The sequence below is a fragment of the Paraburkholderia sediminicola genome, assembly GCF_046030555.1.
GTDB classification, from domain to species: domain Bacteria; phylum Pseudomonadota; class Gammaproteobacteria; order Burkholderiales; family Burkholderiaceae; genus Paraburkholderia; species Paraburkholderia sediminicola_E.
In genome coordinates this window covers 36,215-55,492 of record NZ_JAQQCH010000012.1, presented here as the reverse complement: position 1 = coordinate 55,492, position 19,278 = coordinate 36,215, and the positions used below count along the sequence as shown (strand labels likewise).

Here is a 19,278-nt window from a genome sequence, read left to right as displayed (position 1 = left end):
AACGCTTCGAGTTGAGGCCGCGCGATGCGGCCGATTAAGCCACTAACTTCGATGATTCGCCGGCATGAACCGGTGCATCGCGGTGCCGCACAATGACATTCGCCGAAGTTGCGAGACGCGCGGCAAGCGTCTCCGCAATGAACACCGAGCGGTGCTGGCCGCCCGTGCAACCGATCGCGACCGTCAGATAACTACGGTTGTCGTCACGGAAATGCGGCAGCCATTTGACGAGAAATTTTTCGATGTCGCCGATCATTTCATGCACGACCGGCAGCGCGTCGAGAAAATCCATTACCGGTTTGTCGAGGCCCGTGAGGGGCCGCAATTCATGATCGTAGTACGGGTTCGGCAGTGTGCGTACGTCGAAAACAAAATCGGCGTCGAGCGGTACGCCACGTTTAAAGCCGAAGGACTCGAACATCAGCACGAGCCCCGCATCTTTCTGTTCGATAAACCGTTTGACCCATGCACGCAGCACGTTCGCGCGCAGATTGCTGGTGTCGATCTGATGGCCGAACTCGGCGAGGCCCGCCACGAGTTCGCGTTCGCGTTCGATCGCTTCGGCGAGCGACGTCAACAAGCCGACGTCGGCATCATGCGCGGTGGAACCGGACAACGGATGGCGGCGGCGCGTTTCGGAAAAGCGTTGAATCAGCGATTGCGTACTTGCGTTCAGGAAGAGCACGCGCACATCGTGGGCGCGCGACAGGTCGCGGATCATCGCAGGCATTTCGTCGAGCGAAGCGCTCGAGCGCGCGTCGATCGCGACCGCGAGACGTTCCTGGCCGTCGTCGGCGAGATAGTTGGCCAATTGCGGCAAAAAACGCGGCGGCAGATTGTCGACGCAGTAATAGCCTGCGTCTTCAAGCGCGTTCAGGGCAACTGACTTGCCGGAGCCGGAAATACCGGTGATCAGAATTATGCGCATGGAGTCGTGAAATCCGTACAGTTCATCATAGCATCTGGTCCCCGTACGTGTGCCACCGCCGCAGCCTGCCGTTGGCTGCGGGCGTGACACTGTGCCGCAGGGTGTCGCGGACTCAGATCAATTTGCCGGGAAACTGGCTGTCCGGATCCTGCATTGCCAGACGCTGGCGATCCATGAAGTCGCGCAGCGTATCGATGCCGCGCAGTTGCAGGATCGTGTTGCGAACAGCCGCTTCGACCAGAACCGCGAGGTTGCGGCCGGCCGCCACCTGAATCGTGACTTTGCTGATCGGTAAGCCGAGCACGTCGACGGTTTGGCTTTCCAGCGGCAAGCGCTGAAACTCACCGTCGGGGCGGCGCACCAGTTGCACGATCAGTTTCAGCTTCATTTTGCGGCGCACCGCGGTTTCACCGAAAATCGTCTTGATGTCGAGCAGGCCGAGACCGCGCACCTCGAGCAGGTTTTGCAGCAGCGGCGGGCAACGCCCTTCGACGAAATCCGGGCCGAGACGTACGAAATCCACCGCGTCGTCGGCGACGAGGCCGTGGCCGCGGCTGATCAGTTCCAGCCCAAGTTCGCTCTTGCCGAGGCCGGAATCGCCGGTAAGCAGCACGCCCATGCCGAGAATGTCGAGAAACACGCCGTGCAGCGTGGCGCGCGGCGCGAGGATGCGCGACATGTAGAGGCGCAGGCTGTCGATCACCGCAGCGGCGGACATGGGCGTAGTGAAGAGCGGCGTGGACGAACGCGTGCAGCGCAGCACCAGTTCCGGCGGCGCGGCGACGCCGCCCGCCACCACCAGAAACGGTGGCTCCAACGCAATCAGCTCGGCCATGTGGCGCGAGCGGTCTTCGTCGGTTTGGCGCTTGTAGTAGTCGATTTCGGCGTCGCCGAGTACCTGAATCCGGTTTGGGTGGATCAGGTTCAAGTGGCCGACGAGGTCGGCGCTCGACGTGGCATTGGCGACCGATTCCGAAGAAAAGCCGCGCTCCCAGCCTTCATGCCCCGTCAGCCAGCTCAGCTTCAGCGTGGCGGCGTTGTCGTCGAAAATGCTCTGGGCGTTGATGCTGGACGTATCCATGAGTCAGTGACTCCAGTGTGGGCCGCTTGCCGGGCAAAGGGGTGGTCGCGCTAATGTGGGCCGCTTATTTTGCCAGGCAGTATCCGCATGCGGACGGGTGCCGGGCATGCGGATAAGCGGCGTGCGGATAACCGCCGATGCATCAAGGTTGCCACTGAGTGAGCAGGCGATGCAACGATTCGCGGTCTTCTTCCGTGTGCAGTCGCTCGCGGGCCTCACGGTCGGACAGCAACTGGGCGATTTCCGAAAGGATTTCGAGGTGCTGCTGGGTGGCCTGCTCGGGCACGAGCAGGAAGATCAGCAGGGAGACCGGCTGGCCGTCAGGCGATTCGAAGGGGATAGGTTCGGCGAGGCGGACGAACGCGGCGAGCGGCTGCTTCAAGCCTTTGATCCGGCCATGCGGAATCGCGACGCCTTCGCCGAGCCCCGTCGATCCGAGGCGCTCACGCGCGAACAGATTGTCAGTGACCGTGCTACGGGCGATGCCGTTCTGGTTCTCGAAGATCAGGCCCGCTTGCTCGAACACGCGCTTCTTGCTGGTGACCGATAGTCCGACGACGACGTTCTCGAGGGGAAGAAATTTGGCTAAACGATTCATGTTGACAGGCGAAAACGTGGCCTGGATTCTCCTCGCTGGGGCGTTTGATTGGGATTCCATTCGTTTGATGCTCACGGCGACGTGCGTTGAAGTCCGAAAGCGCAGGACTCCGGCCGACCGATTTCCGTTTGAGCTAACTTGACCCCGATGGTAACCGGAACATTATAGAACAGGGTAGCCGCCGATGGTGCGGCGCGCCATCGATGCATTATGGGTTTATTTGAATCATGATCCACGCGGCGCTGGCGCGCGGGAACGGGGCCGCGAAACGAAAAACCGCCCGGTCTCGGGCGGTTTGGCTGGCCAAGGGGAGCTGAAGAAAAATAAAAGAAAGCCTTCTAATTTCCCTTATTGCGGCGGCACGTCCAGTTGCGGCGCCGGCTGATACTTGATCGCATCGTGCGCATGGCCTTGCAGGCGATCTTTGTGGCGTATCACTTGCCGGTCGAGCTTGTCGATCATCAGATCGATCGCAGCGTAGAGATCGCTGTCACAGCTCTCGACAAAGATATCTTTGCCCTTCAGATGCAGGTTGATTTCAACCTTTTGACGCTTTTCCTTTTCCTTGTGGTTGTCGACCGAGAGGACCACACTGCCGTCAATTACCTGATCAAAATGTCTTAGCACCCTATCCAGTTTGGTGATCACGTATTCGCGCAACGCAGGCGTTACTTCGAGGTGGTGTCCACTGATCTGCAGATTCATAGTGCTTCTCCAAGCTAAAGGCCGCTTGGTCCGCACGATGACGAAGGTCCGGTCGATCTGTCGGCTTGCCTGAGTCGCCCCCCGGTGACTGACTTCTGGCAGGTCGCATCGGCCGGCCTTTCCGCCAACTGCGGAGCGGCCGGTAAATGCCCGTCGCGGGAGGCGACGGGCTCAAGAAAACGCCTGGCCGCCCCAAATTTTCTTCCCCCCTCTCGGGGGGGCCTGGCGCGAAGCGACAGGTTGGGGGCGCGCTATAGAGACTTGCGCAGGTTGACTGCCGGAATCTTGAGCGCTTCGCGATACTTCGCAACGGTACGCCGTGCGACCACGAAGCCCTGTTCCGCCAGCAGTTCGGCTATGCGGCTGTCTGAAAGAGGAGATTTCGGGTTTTCCGCTCCTATCAGTTGCTTGATGAGCGCGCGAATGGCCGTGGAAGAGGCCGCGCCGCCCGTGTCAGTCGAAACGTGTGATCCGAAGAAGTACTTAAATTCAAGCGTCCCGAATGGGGTCAGCATGTATTTACCGGTTGTCACACGCGAGACAGTTGACTCGTGTAGGCCCAGCGTATCAGCAATTTCTCGCAAAACCAAGGGGCGCATGGCAATTTCGCCGTGCACAAAAAAGCTCTTTTGACGCTCGACAATGGCTTGCGCAACCCTAAGGATCGTCTCGAACCGTTGCTGGATATTTTTGATCAGCCAGCGTGCTTCCTGCAGTTGCTGGCGCAACGATCCGCTGCCCGGATCGCCCCGGTTATTGCGCAGAATATTCGCGTACAGATGGTTGATACGCAGCTTCGGCACCACTTCCGGGTTCAGCTCCGCCTGCCAGCCCTGTGCCGTTTTGCGCACCATGATGTCTGGCACAACGTAGTCCGCTTCCGCCTTGCCGTACGCCGCGCCGGGAAACGGTTCGAGCGAGCGGATCAGAACATGCGCATCGCGTAAATCGTCGTCGTTCGCCTTCAGATGCTTGCGCAGGCGCGTGAAATCGCGCGCCGCGAGCAGTTCCAGATAATGGGCAACGATATCGAGCGCCAACGTGCGCGTGGGCGACCGTTCGAGCCGCAGCAATTGCAGCTTGAGACATTCCGACGCGGAGCGCGCGCCGACCCCTGCAGGGTCGAAGCTATGCAGCAACGCAAGCGCGGCGTTCATTTCGTCGAGATCGACTTCGAGCTCTTCAGGCAGGTCGGTCAGTACTTCGTCGAGCGTGGCGGCGAGATAGCCGTCGTCGTCGAGCGATTCGATCAGAAAGGTGATCAGTGCGCGGTCGCGCTGGCTCGCCTGGGTGACGCGAAGTTGCGCCATCAGGTGATCGCGCAGCGAGGTGCTCGATTCGTGAATTTGCAGCGGCGGCAGGTCGTCGTCGTCCGAGGCATTGCCGGAGCGGCCGTAGTCGCCGAGATCCCATTGCGACGCGTCGCCGTTGCTGTCGCTCGAGAGGCCGTTGTATTCGTCGACACCCTGAGGCTCGCCGTTCTCGGCGCGCTCGCTGCTGCTCGTGGATGAAGATGAGGTATTGCCGCCCATCGGGTCGGGCGGTGGGGAGGAGTTGGGTGATTGGGTGATCAGCGAACCGTCGGCCGCCACGCGCAGGGGGCTCGCGATCCAGTCATCCTCATTCTCGAGGAGCGGATTCTGCGAGATCGCCATTGAGACTTCCTGCTGCAGTTCGAGCGTAGACAGCTGAAGCAGCCGGATGGACTGCTGCAGTTGTGGGGTCAGCGCAAGATGCTGCGATAGGCGGAGTTGGAGGCTGGCTTTCATGGCAAGTTGAGATTCATTGTAGAGAGTTTGCCACGACCGCGATACCTTGCGACATTCGCAATTACGCGTGCGCCCGTTTTCCGGCGGCGCTGGGCGCGGGACGGCCCAGGTCAAAAATGCTGATGTGCGGATGCCGCAAAGGGGCCGGCGGGTGCGCGCTCGCACCGCCGACAATCCCTTGTGCACTTACATGCGGAAGTGTTCGCCCAGATAGACGCGCCGCACGCTTTCGTTTTCGATGATGTCGCTCGGCGCACCGGCGGCCAGCACGCTGCCGTCGCTGATGATGTAGGCGTGATCACAGATGCCGAGGGTTTCGCGCACGTTGTGGTCGGTGATTAGCACGCCGATATTGCGCTGCTTCAGAAATTTGACGATCTTCTGGATTTCCAGCACCGCGATCGGATCGACGCCCGCGAACGGTTCGTCGAGCAGAATGAAGCTCGGATTGGTGGCCAGCGCACGTGCAATTTCAACCCGCCGGCGCTCCCCGCCGGACAGCGACAGCGCTGGATTTTCACGCAGGTGAGCGATCTGCAGTTCGTCGAGCAACGCCTCGGTGCGGCTCGTGATGGTGTCTTTGCTGAGCCGCTTGCCGTTATCTTCGTGCTGCAATTCCAGCACCGCGCGAATATTTTCCTCGACGCTGAGCTTGCGGAACACGGAAGCTTCCTGCGGCAGATATGACAAGCCCAGCGACGCGCGCTTGTGAATCGGCAGCAAGCTGATCGATTTGCCGTCCAGATCGATTTCACCCGCATCGAGGGGCACGAGGCCGACGATCATATAGAACGACGTGGTCTTGCCGGCGCCGTTGGGGCCAAGCAGGCCGACCACTTCGCCGCTTTTCACGTCGAGCGAGACGTCTTTGACGACCGTGCGCGAGCCGTAACGCTTCTTCAGGTTGCGGACCACCAGCGAACTGCTGGTGCCGGCAGGTTTGCGATTGGGGAGGGACGCGGAGGAGCTCACTGGTTCGGTGCTCCCTGGAGCGTGGTGGACGGCGCCAGCGTGGCCGACGCGCCGTTCAGCGGCGCAGCGCCGCCGTTGCGCGGCGCCAGCATCGCGCGCACGCGGCCGGTCGGGTTGCCCGGGCCGGCGACGTCCTTGCCTGCCTTCGCGGTGTAGAAGTCGCTCTGGCCGTCATACGTGATGACACTGCCATGCACCTGGTCCATTACCGTCGAGAGGCCTTGCAGGCGCTTTACGGTGGCGTTGGTGGTGAGCGTGGTCAGATCCTGCTTGCCGTCGTAGTCGATACGAATTGCCGTGCCTTCGATGTATTCGTCGAGGCCCTCGCGTTTCTGGCGGAAATACGACAGATTGCCGCCGCTCGACGTGCCGGTGGCGTATTGGTAGCCCTGTGGGTCTTGCGTCACTTCGACCCGATCGGCCTTGATCACGATCGTGCCTTTGGTGGCGACCACGTGGCCGGTGAAGATGTTGACCTGTTTCAGGTCGTCATACGTCATGTTGTCCGCTTCGATGTTCAGCGGCTTGTCTTTGTCGGCGCGGTCGGCGTGCGCAAGCGGCGCGAAGCCGGCGAGCGGCAGCGCGACGATCAGGGCAGCGAGTCCGGCGCGGCACGCGGACAGGGTGCGCGAGCGGCCGGTATCAAAACGGGGGAACGATTCGTTCATGCAGTCACGCCTGGAATGGATTACCCGGGTTGCTTGGGCGAGCTGGCGGAGCCTTCGGACGCGGCAATCGCGCCCTTCACATTGCCGAACAGCTGCATTACCCGGGTGACGTTGTTGTAGTTCATGCCGCTGGCAGTCATCACAGACATACCGCGCTGAAGTTTAACCGGCTTTTCGGTCTCGATCACATCGTCGTTGACCAACACCCTAAAATGCTGCGAATCCGCTTGCATCTGCGGATCACCGTTGCCGGGGGCCCGCAGGATGCGCGCATTGTCGTACAGATCGACGATCGAGGCGTCGCCATTCACCGTGCCGGTGTCGCCGGTCGCGGTGACGATCGGCTTGCCAGGCTGGAACGCGCGCATGGCCGGCTTGACCAGATCGCTCAGTTCGTCGTCTTCATAATGGATCAGACTGGTGGCGGTCAGACGGTATTGTGTGGAGCCCGACTGATCGAGCTCGGAAACCGAGAAGTTGTCCGCGAAGTAGTCGGGCGTGTGCTCCTTGGGGCGCACTACGCCTTCGTTTTGCCGCGGCAGCGTGGCTTGCAGTAGCCACCACGTAATGCCGGCGAGCGCCGCCATCGCGACGAGCGGAATCAGCGAGGTCCAGCGAAACTGATTCATCCGACGAGGCCCCGCTGTTCGCCACTACAGGCTGCCGCGAGCAGCGCTTCGTATTTGTGCTGCGCGCGCAGCAGGGTATCGCAGACTTCACGCGCCGCGCCGTGGCCGCCGCGCGCTTCGCTGACCCAGTGGGCACGCGCGATCACTTCAGGATGCGAATTGGCCGGCGCCGCCGCGAAGCCGACCTTCAGCATTACGCCGAGATCGACCCAGTCGTCGCCCATATAGCCGCATTCCTCGGCTGTCATGCCGGTTTGCTTCAACAGGTCCGCGAACGCCTGGGGTTTGTCTTGCACGCCCTGATAGACGTGGGTGATGTTCATTTCCTTGACCCGTGCCGCGACGATGCCCGACTTGCGCCCGGTGATGATCGCCGTTTCGATGCCGGCCTGGCGCAGCAACTTCATGCCGTGGCCGTCCATTGAGTTGAACGCCTTCATCGTGTCGCCTTCCGCCGTGAACAGCAGGCCGCCGTCGGTCAGCACGCCGTCGACGTCGAAAATCATCAGCTTGACGCGGCTTGCGCGTTCGGTGGCGGTAAGGGGGGCGACGGCCATCAGATCACCTTCTTCGAGAACAGGTCGTGCATGTTGAGTGCGCCGATCAGCTTGCCTGCTTCGTCGACGACCAGCATCTGATTGATGCGGTGGCGCTCCATCAGTTCCACGGCTTCGACAGCAAGATGATCCGGACCGATGGTACGCGGGCCGGCGGTCATGACCGAGGCAATCGACAGTTCGCGGAAATCGCCGTCGCGTTCGAGCACGCGGCGCAAGTCGCCGTCGGTGAAAATGCCGGTCACGTGGTCGTTGCGATCGACGATCGCGGTCATGCCCATGCGCTTGGCGGTCAACTGGAACAGCGCGTCGCGCACAGTCGCGTCAGGCGTGACCTTCGGCACCTGGTCACCGGTGCGCATCACGTCGCGAACGTAAGTGAGCAGGCGGCGCCCCAGCGCGCCACCCGGATGCGAGCGGGCGAAGTCGTCCCGCCCAAAACCGCGCGCGTCCAGCACCGCGACCGCGAGCGCATCGCCGAGCGCGAGCGCGGCGGTGGTGCTGGCGGTCGGCGCAAGATTCATCGGACAGGCTTCTTTCGCGACACCGGAATTCAGATGCACGTCGGCCAGTTGTGCGAGACTCGACGACGGACGCCCCGTCATTGCAATCAGCTTCGCGCCGATCCGCTTGATGAGCGGCAGGATCGCCACGAGTTCTTCAGTTTCACCGGAATTGGACAGGGCGAGGAACACGTCGTCTGCCGTGACCATGCCGAGGTCGCCATGACTGGCTTCCGCCGGGTGAACGAAGAACGCCGGTGTGCCGGTGCTGGCGAGCGTGGCCGCGAGCTTGCGGGCCACGTGGCCGGATTTGCCGATGCCGGAAACGACGACGCGCCCACGGCAGCCCAGGATGAGGTCGATCGCCCCGACGAAGCCATCGTCGAGCTGATCGCGAAGCGCGCGCACAGCGTCCGCTTCGATGTCGAGCACGTCACGAGCGAGCGCGAGTGCCCGGTCGCCATTGATTTTCGCTATCATTCGCGGAGTATAGCAAAGGCGCTTGTTCGCCGCGCCGGGCCTGCTGTGCCAAGCCGCTGCCTTTACCGGCCCCTTAACCTTGTCGCACGGCCTTTTGCGTGCGCGGTTCCGCTGACGAACGAGGACGCTTTACCGATGCGTTTTTGCCGATGATTTCCCCGCTCGAAATGACGCTATTCCTGCTGCTGGCTTCAGTAGCAGGCGTGGTGCTCTTTCGCTTTCTGAATCTTCCACCGATGCTGGGCTATCTGACGGTCGGCATCGTCGTCGGGCCGCACGCGTTCGGTTTGATTCCCGACTCGGCGGGCGCGCAGAACCTGGCCGAGTTTGGCGTCGTGTTCCTGATGTTTTCCATCGGGCTGGAGTTTTCGCTTTCCAAATTGCGCTCCATGCGCCGGCTCGTGTTCGGCCTCGGGCTGTTACAGGTGATCGGCACGATTGTCGTCGCGGTCACGCTCGGTTTTGTGCTGGAGCGCTGGGTGCACATCACGTGGCAGGCGAGCGTGGCGTTGGGCGGCGCGCTCGCCATGTCGTCGACGGCGATCGTCAGCAAGATGCTGGCTGAGCGGCTCGAGATCGAAACCGAACACGGCCGCAATATCTTCGGCGTGCTGCTGTTCCAGGATCTGGCCGTGGTGCCGCTGTTGATCGTCATCGCTGCGCTGGGTGGCGATTCGAAAGATCTCGTCAGCTCGCTCGGCGTGGCCGCGATCAAGATCGTCGTGGCGTTGGCCCTATTGTTAATAGTGGGCCAGCGCTTCATGACGCGCTGGTTCAACGTGGTGGCGCGGCGCCGTTCGCAGGAACTGTTTATCCTTAATCTGCTGCTGGTGACGCTCGGCGCGGCGTTCATCACGGATAAGTTCGGCCTGTCGCTCGCGCTCGGCGCGTTCATCGCCGGTATGTTGATCGCCGAAACGCCTTACCGGCATCAGGTGGAAGAGGACATCAAGCCGTTTCGCGATGTGCTGCTGGGCCTCTTCTTCGTCACGACCGGCATGCTGCTGAACCCGCGCGTGATCTGGGAACACCCGTTTATCGTGCTCGGCTTCCTGATCGGCCCGATCCTGCTGAAAGCGGTCATGGTGACGGGGCTCTCGCGCCTGTTCGGTGCGTCGCCGGGCGTCGCGATGCGCACCGGTATCGGCTTGGCGCAAGCCGGCGAGTTCGGCTTTGTGCTGCTGAACCTGATTCTCGACAAGCATCTCGTCGACGCCACCCTGTTGCAGGCGATTCTCGCGGCGATGCTGCTGTCGATGCTGGCCGCACCGTTCATGATCCAGAACGCGGATCGAATCGTGCTGCGGCTGTCGTCGACTGAATGGATGATGCAGTCCTTGCAGATGACGCGTATTGCCACACAGAGCCTGAAGCAGAGTGGCCACGTGATCATTTGCGGTTATGGCCGTGCCGGGCAGAATCTGGCGCGCATGCTGGAGCATGAAGGTTTGTCGTACGTCGCGCTGGACCTGGACCCCGATCGTGTGCAGGCCGCGGCGGCGGCGGGTGAGTCGGTCGTGTTCGGCGATGCGGGGCGGCGCGAATCGCTGCTTGCCGCCGGTATCCATCGCGCGGCGGCGATCGCGATTACCTACGCGAACACGCCGTCGGCATTGCGCGTGCTACACAATATTCACGAACTGGAACCCACGCTGCCGGTGATCGTTCGTACCGTCGACGACGCCGATCTGGAAAAGCTGCTGGCCGCCGGCGCGACCGAGGTGATTCCGGAAATCGTCGAGGGCAGTCTGATGCTGGCTTCGCATACGCTGGTGCTGATGGGCGTGCCGATGCGGCGTGTGGTGCGGCGGGTCGAGGAGATGCGCGACGAGCGCTACGCACTGTTGCGCGGCTATTTCCACGGCGCGGACGACATGGAAGACGACGACGGCCACGAACAGGTGCGGCTACAATCGGTGCCGGTCGACGAAAACTCGGACGCGGTAGGCCGAACGCTGGCGGATCTGGGCCTGTTCGATCTGGGCGTCGAGGTGACGGCAATTCGACGCCACGGCATTCGCGGCGTCGAGCCGGACCCCTCCACCAAGCTGCGCGCGAGCGACATTGTGGTGTTGCGCGGTTTGCCTGAACAGTTGGCCGAAGCCGAAGAGCGGCTCTCAAAGCATCGTCGTGCGGGAGCCGCTGCGGCGTGATACGCGCCAGGGTCTCGCCGGCCGGTGCGGCGGGCCGGGCGAGACGGTGCCGGTGCATTCGGTGTGACCGCGCCTGATTTAGCCTTTCATCGGACCCGTCGAGGTCCATCCGGAGACATCATGTCCAACGCGCTCCCGAGCGCGCCGCTCGATGCGGCCGACTACATCAAAAGCCACATCCGCACGGTGCACGACTGGCCGCAGCCGGGCGTGCAGTTTCGCGACATCACGCCGCTCCTGCAGGAACCGAAGTCGCTGCGCGTACTGATCGACCTGTTCGCCCAGCGCTATATCGACGCGAAGCTCGACTACGTCGCCGGGCTGGACGCGCGCGGTTTCATCATCGGGCCGATTCTGGCTTATGAACTGAACCTCGGCTTCATACCAATCCGTAAGCAGGGCAAGCTGCCGTACAAGCGGGTCGCGCAATCCTATGAGCTCGAATACGGCACCGCGACCGTTGAGATCCACGAGGATGCCTGCAAGCCGGGGGATCGCGTTGTGATCATCGACGATCTGATCGCCACCGGCGGCACGATGATGGCCGGCAAGATTCTGCTCGAGCGGCTCGGCGCGGTGGTGGTCGAGGGTGCGGCGATTATCGACCTGCCTGAACTCGGCGGCTCGGCCTTGTTGCGCAAAGCGGGTCTGCCGCTCTATACGGTGACTGAATTCGGCGGCCATTGAGCACCGGATGCGAACTTCTTCCCGCACACAACGAAGGTAAGAAAGATGCCCAACTTCCTGTTGTTCCTCGCGACCTCGATTGCCATCACGATGGCGCCCGGCCCCGACAACTTGCAAGTGCTCGCGCGCGGCATTTCGCAAGGCCGCGCGGCGGGCCTCGTCGCGGCGCTCGGCTTTGCGGCCGGCATCACGTTCCACACCACGTTGGCCGCGCTCGGTGTAGCTGCGTTGCTGCGTTCGTCACCGGTTGCGTTTGAAGTGATCAAGCTGGCAGGCGCCGCGTATCTGATCTGGATCGGTATCAAGGCGCTGCGCAGCCAGGGCCTCGCCACCGCGCACGAACGCGCGCCGCAGCCGTTGATGGCGGTGTTTCGCCAGAGCGTCCTTGGCAATCTGCTGAATCCGAAGGTGACGCTGTTCTTCGTCGTGTTCCTGCCGCAATTCGTGCAGCCGCATGGCACGCAAAGCGTCACGCTGCAGATGCTCGAACTCGGCGTGTTGTTCATGTTGCAGACCGTGGTGGTGTTTTCGCTGTTTGGCGTGTGCGCGGGGTTGATCGGCGGCTGGTTGAAGCGCCGGCCGCGCGTGGGCGTGTGGCTCGATCGGCTCGCCGGCGCGACGTTCATCGCCATTGGGATCCGTGTCGCCTTGCGTGATTGACCCGACGGACCACAACCGCGCGCGACAGAAGACCAGTTTGGAGCTTTAAATGACTTTGCCTTGCATTACCGCTGCGCGCCGCTTCGACGTTCACGCGCATCTGCCGTTCTGGATCGACGCTGAACAAGTCGGCTGGATTCGCTCGGCCGATGTGCCGTTGCTCGCGCGCTGGCCTGATGTGTTTGAAATCGACAGCACGCGCGTGACGCTCGCATCCGTGTTCGATACCGTCGACCTGCGCAGCGCGGCACTCGGTTCCGTGATCGGTGCGCTTGCCGCCGAGGGCCGTATTCCCGGTTGGCGCAACGAGACTTACGCGATCCGCAATGCGTTCGATGCGCCGCCGCTCGCGTACATCGAACGCGCGGCGTCGCGCTTCTTCGGCACGATGACCTACGCGGTGCATCTGAATGGCGTCGTAGAATACACGGATGGCGACCCGCGGAAGGCCGCCCCGCAATTGTGGATCGCGCGCCGTAGCGATACCAAGGCGACCGACCCCGGCATGCTCGACAATGTGGTGGCAGGCGGGATCGGCTGGGGCTTCGGCATCGAGGCGACGATCATCAAGGAGTGCTGGGAAGAAGCCGGCATTCCCGAGGAGATCGCCGCGCGCGCCACGCCCGGCCGCACTGCGCATGTGCTGCAATCGTTGCCGGAAGGCACGCAGGCCGAGCAGATTTTTATCTACGACCTCGCGCTGCCGGTCGATTTCGCGCCGCGCAATCAGGACGGCGAAGTGGGTGAACACCGGCTCGCACGTATCGACGAAGTCGCGTGCTGGATCGAAGAAGGGGCGATGACCGTGGATGCGAGTCTCGCCACGCTGGATTGCCTGCTGCGCCGACGCTGGATCGACGAGGACGCGTGTCCAGGCATCGAGACGCTGTTCACGCCGCCGGGGCTGGCATAAACGCTAGTGAGGCGCTGGCGCGACGAACGAACCGGGTCACGCCGTAGCATGCTGCATCGAGCAGGACATACCGAACAAACCAAGCACTGAAGAAGGGAGTCACCCAGGTCATGTCGACCGATCACAGCTTTATCCTCAAACTGTCGTGCGCCGACCGGCCCGGCATCGTCCACGCGGTTTCGGGCTTTCTGTTCGAGCGTGGCAGCAATATTCTCGACTCCGCGCAGTTCGGCGACAGCCGCACCGGCGAGTTCTTCATGCGTGTGCATTTCCAGCAGGTCGGCGGCGATCCGGGCCTGGACGCATTGCGTACCTCGTTCACAACGCTCGCTGAGCAGTTCGGTATGCGCTGGGAATTGCACGATGCGTCGGTGAAGCCGCGCGTCGTCATCATGGTGTCGAAGATCGGTCATTGCCTGAACGACCTGCTGTTCCGCTATCGCACTGGTCAATTGGGTATCGAGATTCCTGCGATCATCTCGAACCACAAGGAGTTCTATCAGCTCGCGGCCAGCTACGACATTCCGTTCCATCACTTCCCGCTGATGGGCGCCACGCCGGACGCGAAGGCTGCGCAGGAGGCGCGTGTGCTCGAAGTGATCGAAGAGCATCAAGCCGACCTGGTGGTGCTCGCGCGCTACATGCAGATTCTGTCGCCGCAGTTGTGTGAATCCCTCGCCGGCCGCGCGATCAACATCCACCATTCGTTCCTGCCGAGCTTCAAGGGCGCGAAGCCGTACTACCAGGCGTTCGATCGCGGCGTGAAGTTGATCGGCGCAACCGCGCACTACGTGACGACGGATCTCGACGAAGGTCCGATCATCGAGCAGGAAGTGGAACGTGTGGATCACAGCATGACGCCGGAGCAACTGACGGCGATCGGCCGTGACGTCGAATGCGTGACGCTCGCGCGTGCGGTGAAGTGGCACGTTGAGCATCGCGTCGTATTGAACGGCAGCAAGACGGTGGTGTTTCGTTAAGCGTAATTGATGCGCTTGCGATGCGGGCGGTCGAACCATGGCCGCATGACCCCGCTGCAAGCCTGCGCCGGGTCTGTCCGGCGCGCTCTCGTCAGATCAGGACCGCATGGCGGACCTGACCGCCTCCCGTGCGTTCTGTGCGAGCCGTGCGTTTTGCGCCGAACGGCGGCGCGCATTCAGTTTCTTCAGCCAGATCAATAGTCCCGTTGCGCTCAGCACGGCGACCGCAATCCCCACCGCGCTAATCAGAATCCGCCCGCCGAGACCGAGGATGCGTCCCGAGTGCAGCGGAAATTGCACCTGCATGAAAATGTCGCCCGCCGTGCCCTTGCCGGGAATCTGTGCGCCGAGCAGCTTGCCGGTGGCCGCGTCCCAATACATCCAGGGATTGCCAAGGCCGATGTCGCCGTGATCGTTGCCGGTTGCGTAGAAGCCGACGCCGTAGGCGTGCAGGTATTCCGCGTAATAGAGGCCGCCCGGTGGCACCTTCAGGTTCTGCGCTTTGCCGGTTTGCTCCGCTAGCTGCACGATGCGCTCGCGACTCAGCACCTGGTCGCCGGGCTGCGGTGCGCGCAGGATTTCGGGGTTGTTGACCGGATTGGGCGTGAGCGTCGAGAACAGCGACACGATGGGTCGAACGACCGGCGCTGCGAGATTCATCGATACCGACGTCAGCGCGACGATCACCAGCAAGCCCCAGATCCACACGCCGCCCGAGCGGTGCAGATCGAAGGTGAGCGTATAGCCGCCACGTCCCAGGCGAAACGCAAACGACTTGCGCCATGCCTTGAAGCTCGGAAACGACAGCCATAGCGCGATCACGCTATCGAACAGCCACACGATCCCGACGATGCCCATCAGCCACGTGCCGACATCGACACCGCCGGTGAACGGTAATTGCAGCGTGTAGTGCAGCTTGTAGATGAACGGAATCAGATTGAGCCGCGCGAGCGAAACGGCGCCCCATTCGCGCCGCCCCTGGACATCGCCGGTGGCGGGATCGACGGCGATCTGGTTGAAGTCGAGCGGGTAGGGCTGCTGCGTCGCGGGGTTGATGCGCGGCAGCACCATCATCTGCAACGTGTGGCCGGGTTCAGCAGAGAGCGGCAGATATGTCACTTGCAGGCGCGGATCCGCCGCTTCGACGCGGCGTGCCAACTCGAGCCCCGACAACGCCGGGCCGGCGGCGCGCGCTTTGAAGAACGACGGGTTCAGTGCCGCATCGAGCTCGTGATCCCACGCGATGATCGCGCCGGTCAGGCCGGCGACGAACAGAAACAACGCAATGGCGACACCGAACCAGCGGTGCAGGCGAACGAGTTGCTGCCTCATCGGCGGGGCGGCGAAGTGCGGCAGGAATTCTGGCGGGATGTCACGGCAAAGACGTAGTGCAAATGGGAATTGTTCTCATCTTATGGAAACGTGCCACAGGCTGCAAGTTTCTCGTAAGTGCGACGCGGTGCCGCTGAGGCAACCCGTCTGTACGCACCCAGCGGATCCCTATCTGGTATGGCTTTGAACCACGGAAGGGGTGAGATGTGCGGCAAAATGTCGCACCTTAAAGCTTACAATTAGCATAAATTTTCGGCATCATCGCGTCCTGTTTGAATGGGAATTATTCTCATTTGATGGGTTCTAGAAAAAGTCGAGATCAGCGATGAGCGTAAAGAACGGGGTAAAACAGCCGGAGAAAAGGCTGTCGGTGCGGCCATTGCACATGGCGGCGTGTCTGGCATTTGCGGCAAGTCACGGGGTTTGGGCGCAACAGGCGTCCACGACACAGACGGCGCCGGACGCAAGCGACAACGCGCTGCCGACGGTCAAGGTCACGGCGGCGCAAGACACGGAGCAACATCTGAATGAAGACGTCAGCAGCGGGGCACTCGGCGCGCGCTCGCAACTCGACACGCCGTTCTCCACCACCGTGGTCACCAGTGAAGAATTGCAGGATCGTCAGCCGTCCAAACTCGGCGCCGTGTTCGCCACGGACGCCTCCGTATCCGACAACGGCAACGCCTACAACGCATGGGCGACCTACGTCACGGTGCGCGGCATGCAGCTTGACTGGCAGTCGGGCTTCAAGATCGACGGCATGCCCTTCAACAGCTATGGCATCACGATGCCGTACGAGCAGCTCGAAAAAGTGGAGCTGCTGAAGGGACTGACCGGCTTCATGTATGGCTTCGGCGCGCCGGGCGGCGTGGTCAACTACGCGACGAAAAAACCGCCGGTGTCGACCACGCCGGTGCGCAGCGTCGACATTGGCTATCAGACCGACGGTGTGTGGACGGAGCACGCGGATCTTGGCGGGCGCGTCGGCCCGGACGGCATGTTCGGCTATCGCCTGAATGCGACGCACGAAGAAGGCAAGACCTACAACGAAGGCAATGTGCGGCGCGATGCAGTGTCGCTGGCGCTCGACGCCCGCATCACCCGCGACCTCGAGGCGACCTTCGGCGCGCTGTATCAGGAACGCCATTCGAGCGGCATCACCGGGGCGATCTCGACGGCGCAATACACCGGCACGAGCCTTCCGCGCACCTTCAGCGGTGGGACGGGCGACCTCTCCGGTCCCGACCAGCATCTGAACACGAATGTTCAGCTCTACACCGCAGGTGTGCAATACAACCTCGGTCAGGACTGGACGCTCAACGCAAACTACAGCTACAGCAAAAGCTCGCGCGATCGCAACGAGAGTACGTATTACCTGCAAAACGGCGCCGGCGATTACACGGATAGCCGTTTCGCCGGCAAGGAAGGGCACCAGCTGAGCTTGTGGCAGATGTCGGCGCAAGGCAACGTCAAAACCGGACCGTTCGAGCATCAGATCGTGTTCGGCGCGGCTTATCAACGTCAAACGAACGACTACGGCGCGAACAGTTTCTTCGGTCAGATCGGCACGGGCAACCTCTACCTGCCGAACACCAATACCTTCGACGGTGCGTCCAACTACACCACCTATCGCGACAGCGACATCACGCAAGAGGCCTTGTTCGCGAGCGATACGATCCAGCTGACGCAACGCTGGTCGGTACTTGGCGGCGTGCGTTACACGAACTACGAACAGCATGGCTACTCGACCGCCGGCGCGACCACGTCGACGTACAGCCAGAACGGCGTCGTGACGCCGACCGTCGCGCTGATGTTCAAGCTGGCGCCGACCACCACGCTGTACACCAGTTACGTCGAATCGCTGGAAGCCGGCACGGTGGTGGGCGACACGTACGTGAACCGTGGCGAATTGCTCAAGCCCTTGCGCAGCAAGCAGTACGAAGTGGGGATCAAGAGCGAGCATGCGCGCTGGAGCGCGACGGCCGCGCTGTTCCGGATCGAACGCGGCTCGGCGTATGCAAACAGTGCGAACGTCTTCACGCAGGACGGCGAGTCGATCTTTCAGGGTGTGGAGCTTGGCGGCGACGTCCGTTTGGGCGCGAGCTGGAATGTCGGCGGCGACCTCATGTGGATCAACACCCAATACGAGAAGGGCGCGGCCAACAACGGTAATCGCGTGGCCGGTGCGCCGCAGTTCGTCGTGGCGGGCCATGCAACGTACTCGGTGCAGTATGTGCCTGGGTTGCGGATCGGCGCCGACGCGAAGTTCACGGGCAATACCAACGTGCGCCCCACGGCCAATATCAACGCGCCGGGCTACATGCTGGTCAACCTCGGTGCGAGTTACGCTACGCGCATGGGCGGTTACGACGTGACATTCCGCGCGGCGATCGACAACCTGCTCAATCGCCGTTACTGGGAGTATCAGTACGCGGACTACGTGACGCCGGGCGATCCGCGCACGCTCTCGTTGAACGCGCGCATCGACTTCTGAGGATAAAAAAAGCGGCACCTGAGTGCCGTTTTTTTTCGTTCGCTACCCGCTACACCAGCCGCAAATAAATCAATTCCCGCTTGATGTACGCATAGAAGATCGGCGCTGCGACCACGCCGGGGATGCCGAACGCGGCTTCCATCACGAGCATCGCGATCAGCAATTCCCAGGCGCGTGCCTCGATCTGACCACCGACGATGCGCGCGTTCAGGAAGTACTCCAGCTTGTGAATCAGGATCAGGAATACCAACGACATGATCGCCGCCGGGAAGCTCACCGAGAGCGCCACCGCGACGATGATCGTGTTCGAGATCAGATTGCCGATCACTGGCAGCAAGCCGACGATGAACGTCACCAGCACCAGCGTTTTGGAAAGGGGCAGCGTGTCGTGAAAAATCGGCAGGATCACCAGCAGGAAAATGCCGGTAAAGACCGCATTGATCGCGGAGATCTTGACCTGGGCGAATACGATGCGGCGGAAGGCGTCGGCGAAACGGGTCACGCGCGTGACGAACGCAGTGGACAGCGGCAGCCGTTGCATATGCTTCTGCGCCCCGACCGCGATGATCGCGCCGATGATCATGCCGATCAGGATGTGCGTGAAGCCGCGCGCCGCGGTCTTGCCGCTTTGCTGCAGCATGTTCGCGTGCGTCTGCATCAGTTCGGCCGCCTTCGCCTTCATCTGCTCGGTATCGACCGGCAGATAGTTCGCGACGAATTGCGGAATCCGGCCGCGCGCCTGGTCGATCAGCTGCATTGCCTGGTCGAGCAGCTTCTGCACGCTCGGCACGTCGTTCTCGAAATGTTCGATGATGCCGAGCGTCAGCCCCGTCAGCGCGCCGACTATCACGACCGAGAGAATCACCACCGCAAGCCAGCGCGCGCGCTGACTCGACATGTGCCGTTCGATGCGCGGCGCGATGGTGTGTACGAGTTGAAACACGAGCAGCCCGGCCAGCAAGGCGCCGAGCAGCTTCAGTTCGATGACCGCCCACATTCCGAACAGCATCATCACGTAACTGCCGATTTCGACCGCCGACAGTCTCGGCAGGCTCATGTCGCTAGTCAGCCTGACCGGGCGTGGGCGTAGGTCCTGCACTTGCCCGTCGTCGCGCGCCTGATTCCGCTTGGCCATGGCTTATTCCGTCTCCAACCCGTGTTGTGCAGCG

18 protein-coding genes are annotated in these 19,278 nt (G+C 62.1%); 6 read left to right on the top strand and 12 right to left on the bottom strand.

All coding sequences use genetic code 11. The features are described 5' to 3' along the window. Positions 1 to 34: 34 nt before the first annotated feature. From rapZ to kdsD, 10 genes are all read right to left on the bottom strand, one after another. The gene (rapZ, locus tag PQQ52_RS18295) at positions 35 to 928 is read right to left on the bottom strand and encodes an RNase adapter RapZ (RefSeq protein WP_408214057.1); all 894 of its coding nucleotides are present in this window, start codon (positions 926 to 928) and stop codon (positions 35 to 37) included. 112 nt (positions 929 to 1,040) lie between these two features. Continuing rightward, the gene (gene hprK, locus PQQ52_RS18290; RefSeq protein WP_007179412.1) at positions 1,041 to 2,009 is read right to left on the bottom strand and encodes an HPr(Ser) kinase/phosphatase; all 969 of its coding nucleotides are present in this window, start codon (positions 2,007 to 2,009) and stop codon (positions 1,041 to 1,043) included. Between the two features lie 142 nt (positions 2,010 to 2,151). Continuing rightward, positions 2,152 to 2,667: a PTS sugar transporter subunit IIA gene (locus PQQ52_RS18285; protein WP_408214054.1), complete on the bottom strand. Its 516-nt coding sequence runs from the start codon at positions 2,665 to 2,667 to the stop codon at positions 2,152 to 2,154. Between the two features lie 288 nt (positions 2,668 to 2,955). Next, on the bottom strand, positions 2,956 to 3,312 hold the full coding sequence (gene hpf, locus PQQ52_RS18280) for a ribosome hibernation-promoting factor, HPF/YfiA family (RefSeq protein ID WP_168792503.1): 357 nt from the start codon (positions 3,310 to 3,312) through the stop codon (positions 2,956 to 2,958). A gap of 251 nt (positions 3,313 to 3,563) precedes the next feature. Beyond that, positions 3,564 to 5,081, bottom strand: a complete 1,518-nt coding sequence (locus PQQ52_RS18275) for an RNA polymerase factor sigma-54 (protein ID WP_408214050.1) — start codon at positions 5,079 to 5,081, stop codon at positions 3,564 to 3,566. Positions 5,082 to 5,267: 186 nt separating this feature from the next. Beyond that, entirely contained in the window at positions 5,268 to 6,053 is a 786-nt protein-coding gene (gene lptB / locus PQQ52_RS18270; RefSeq protein WP_074285507.1) for an LPS export ABC transporter ATP-binding protein, read from the bottom strand. Beyond that, positions 6,050 to 6,721, bottom strand: coding sequence for a lipopolysaccharide transport periplasmic protein LptA (gene lptA, locus PQQ52_RS18265; protein ID WP_408214046.1), 672 nt, complete (start codon positions 6,719 to 6,721; stop codon positions 6,050 to 6,052). The genes lptB and lptA overlap by 4 nt, the downstream gene beginning before the upstream one ends. 20 nt (positions 6,722 to 6,741) lie before the next feature. Next, positions 6,742 to 7,350: an LPS export ABC transporter periplasmic protein LptC gene (lptC, locus tag PQQ52_RS18260; protein ID WP_408214043.1), complete on the bottom strand. Its 609-nt coding sequence runs from the start codon at positions 7,348 to 7,350 to the stop codon at positions 6,742 to 6,744. Continuing rightward, on the bottom strand, positions 7,347 to 7,907 hold the full coding sequence (locus PQQ52_RS18255) for a KdsC family phosphatase (RefSeq protein ID WP_325047560.1): 561 nt from the start codon (positions 7,905 to 7,907) through the stop codon (positions 7,347 to 7,349). The genes lptC and PQQ52_RS18255 overlap by 4 nt, the downstream gene beginning before the upstream one ends. Further along, the gene (gene kdsD, locus PQQ52_RS18250) at positions 7,907 to 8,890 is read right to left on the bottom strand and encodes an arabinose 5-phosphate isomerase KdsD (protein WP_408214040.1); all 984 of its coding nucleotides are present in this window, start codon (positions 8,888 to 8,890) and stop codon (positions 7,907 to 7,909) included. Before kdsD ends, PQQ52_RS18255 begins: the two co-directional genes overlap by 1 nt. A 149-nt stretch (positions 8,891 to 9,039) precedes the next feature. On the opposite strand from kdsD, the gene PQQ52_RS18245 reads away from it, so the two are divergent. The 5 genes from PQQ52_RS18245 to purU all read left to right on the top strand — a co-directional run bounded on the left by PQQ52_RS18245 (position 9,040) and on the right by purU (position 14,283). Then, positions 9,040 to 11,043 carry a monovalent cation:proton antiporter family protein gene (locus PQQ52_RS18245; RefSeq protein WP_408214037.1) on the top strand — a complete coding sequence of 668 codons (2,004 nt, stop codon included), beginning with the start codon at positions 9,040 to 9,042 and terminating at the stop codon, positions 11,041 to 11,043. 120 nt (positions 11,044 to 11,163) lie between these two features. After that, a complete protein-coding gene (locus tag PQQ52_RS18240; RefSeq protein WP_408214034.1) occupies positions 11,164 to 11,730 on the top strand; it encodes an adenine phosphoribosyltransferase in 567 nt (188 codons plus the stop codon). 45 nt (positions 11,731 to 11,775) lie between these two features. After that, positions 11,776 to 12,390 carry a LysE family translocator gene (locus tag PQQ52_RS18235; RefSeq protein WP_408214031.1) on the top strand — a complete coding sequence of 205 codons (615 nt, stop codon included), beginning with the start codon at positions 11,776 to 11,778 and terminating at the stop codon, positions 12,388 to 12,390. Positions 12,391 to 12,439: 49 nt separating this feature from the next. Then, on the top strand, positions 12,440 to 13,303 hold the full coding sequence (locus tag PQQ52_RS18230) for an NUDIX hydrolase (RefSeq protein WP_408214028.1): 864 nt from the start codon (positions 12,440 to 12,442) through the stop codon (positions 13,301 to 13,303). 110 nt (positions 13,304 to 13,413) lie between these two features. Further along, the gene (purU, locus tag PQQ52_RS18225; protein ID WP_408214025.1) at positions 13,414 to 14,283 is read left to right on the top strand and encodes a formyltetrahydrofolate deformylase; all 870 of its coding nucleotides are present in this window, start codon (positions 13,414 to 13,416) and stop codon (positions 14,281 to 14,283) included. A 96-nt stretch (positions 14,284 to 14,379) separates the two neighbouring features. Here the strand turns inward: purU and PQQ52_RS18220 are convergent, their stop codons facing one another. After that, positions 14,380 to 15,615 (bottom strand): PepSY-associated TM helix domain-containing protein, encoded by a 1,236-nt coding sequence (locus tag PQQ52_RS18220; protein ID WP_408214022.1) that lies wholly within the window; start codon positions 15,613 to 15,615, stop codon positions 14,380 to 14,382. 325 nt (positions 15,616 to 15,940) lie between these two features. On the opposite strand from PQQ52_RS18220, the gene PQQ52_RS18215 reads away from it, so the two are divergent. Beyond that, positions 15,941 to 18,109, top strand: a complete 2,169-nt coding sequence (locus PQQ52_RS18215) for a TonB-dependent siderophore receptor (protein ID WP_408214020.1) — start codon at positions 15,941 to 15,943, stop codon at positions 18,107 to 18,109. 49 nt (positions 18,110 to 18,158) lie between these two features. On the opposite strand, the gene PQQ52_RS18210 is transcribed toward PQQ52_RS18215, so the two are convergent. Beyond that, positions 18,159 to 19,244: an AI-2E family transporter gene (locus tag PQQ52_RS18210; RefSeq protein ID WP_408214017.1), complete on the bottom strand. Its 1,086-nt coding sequence runs from the start codon at positions 19,242 to 19,244 to the stop codon at positions 18,159 to 18,161. Positions 19,245 to 19,278: the final 34 nt, after the last annotated feature.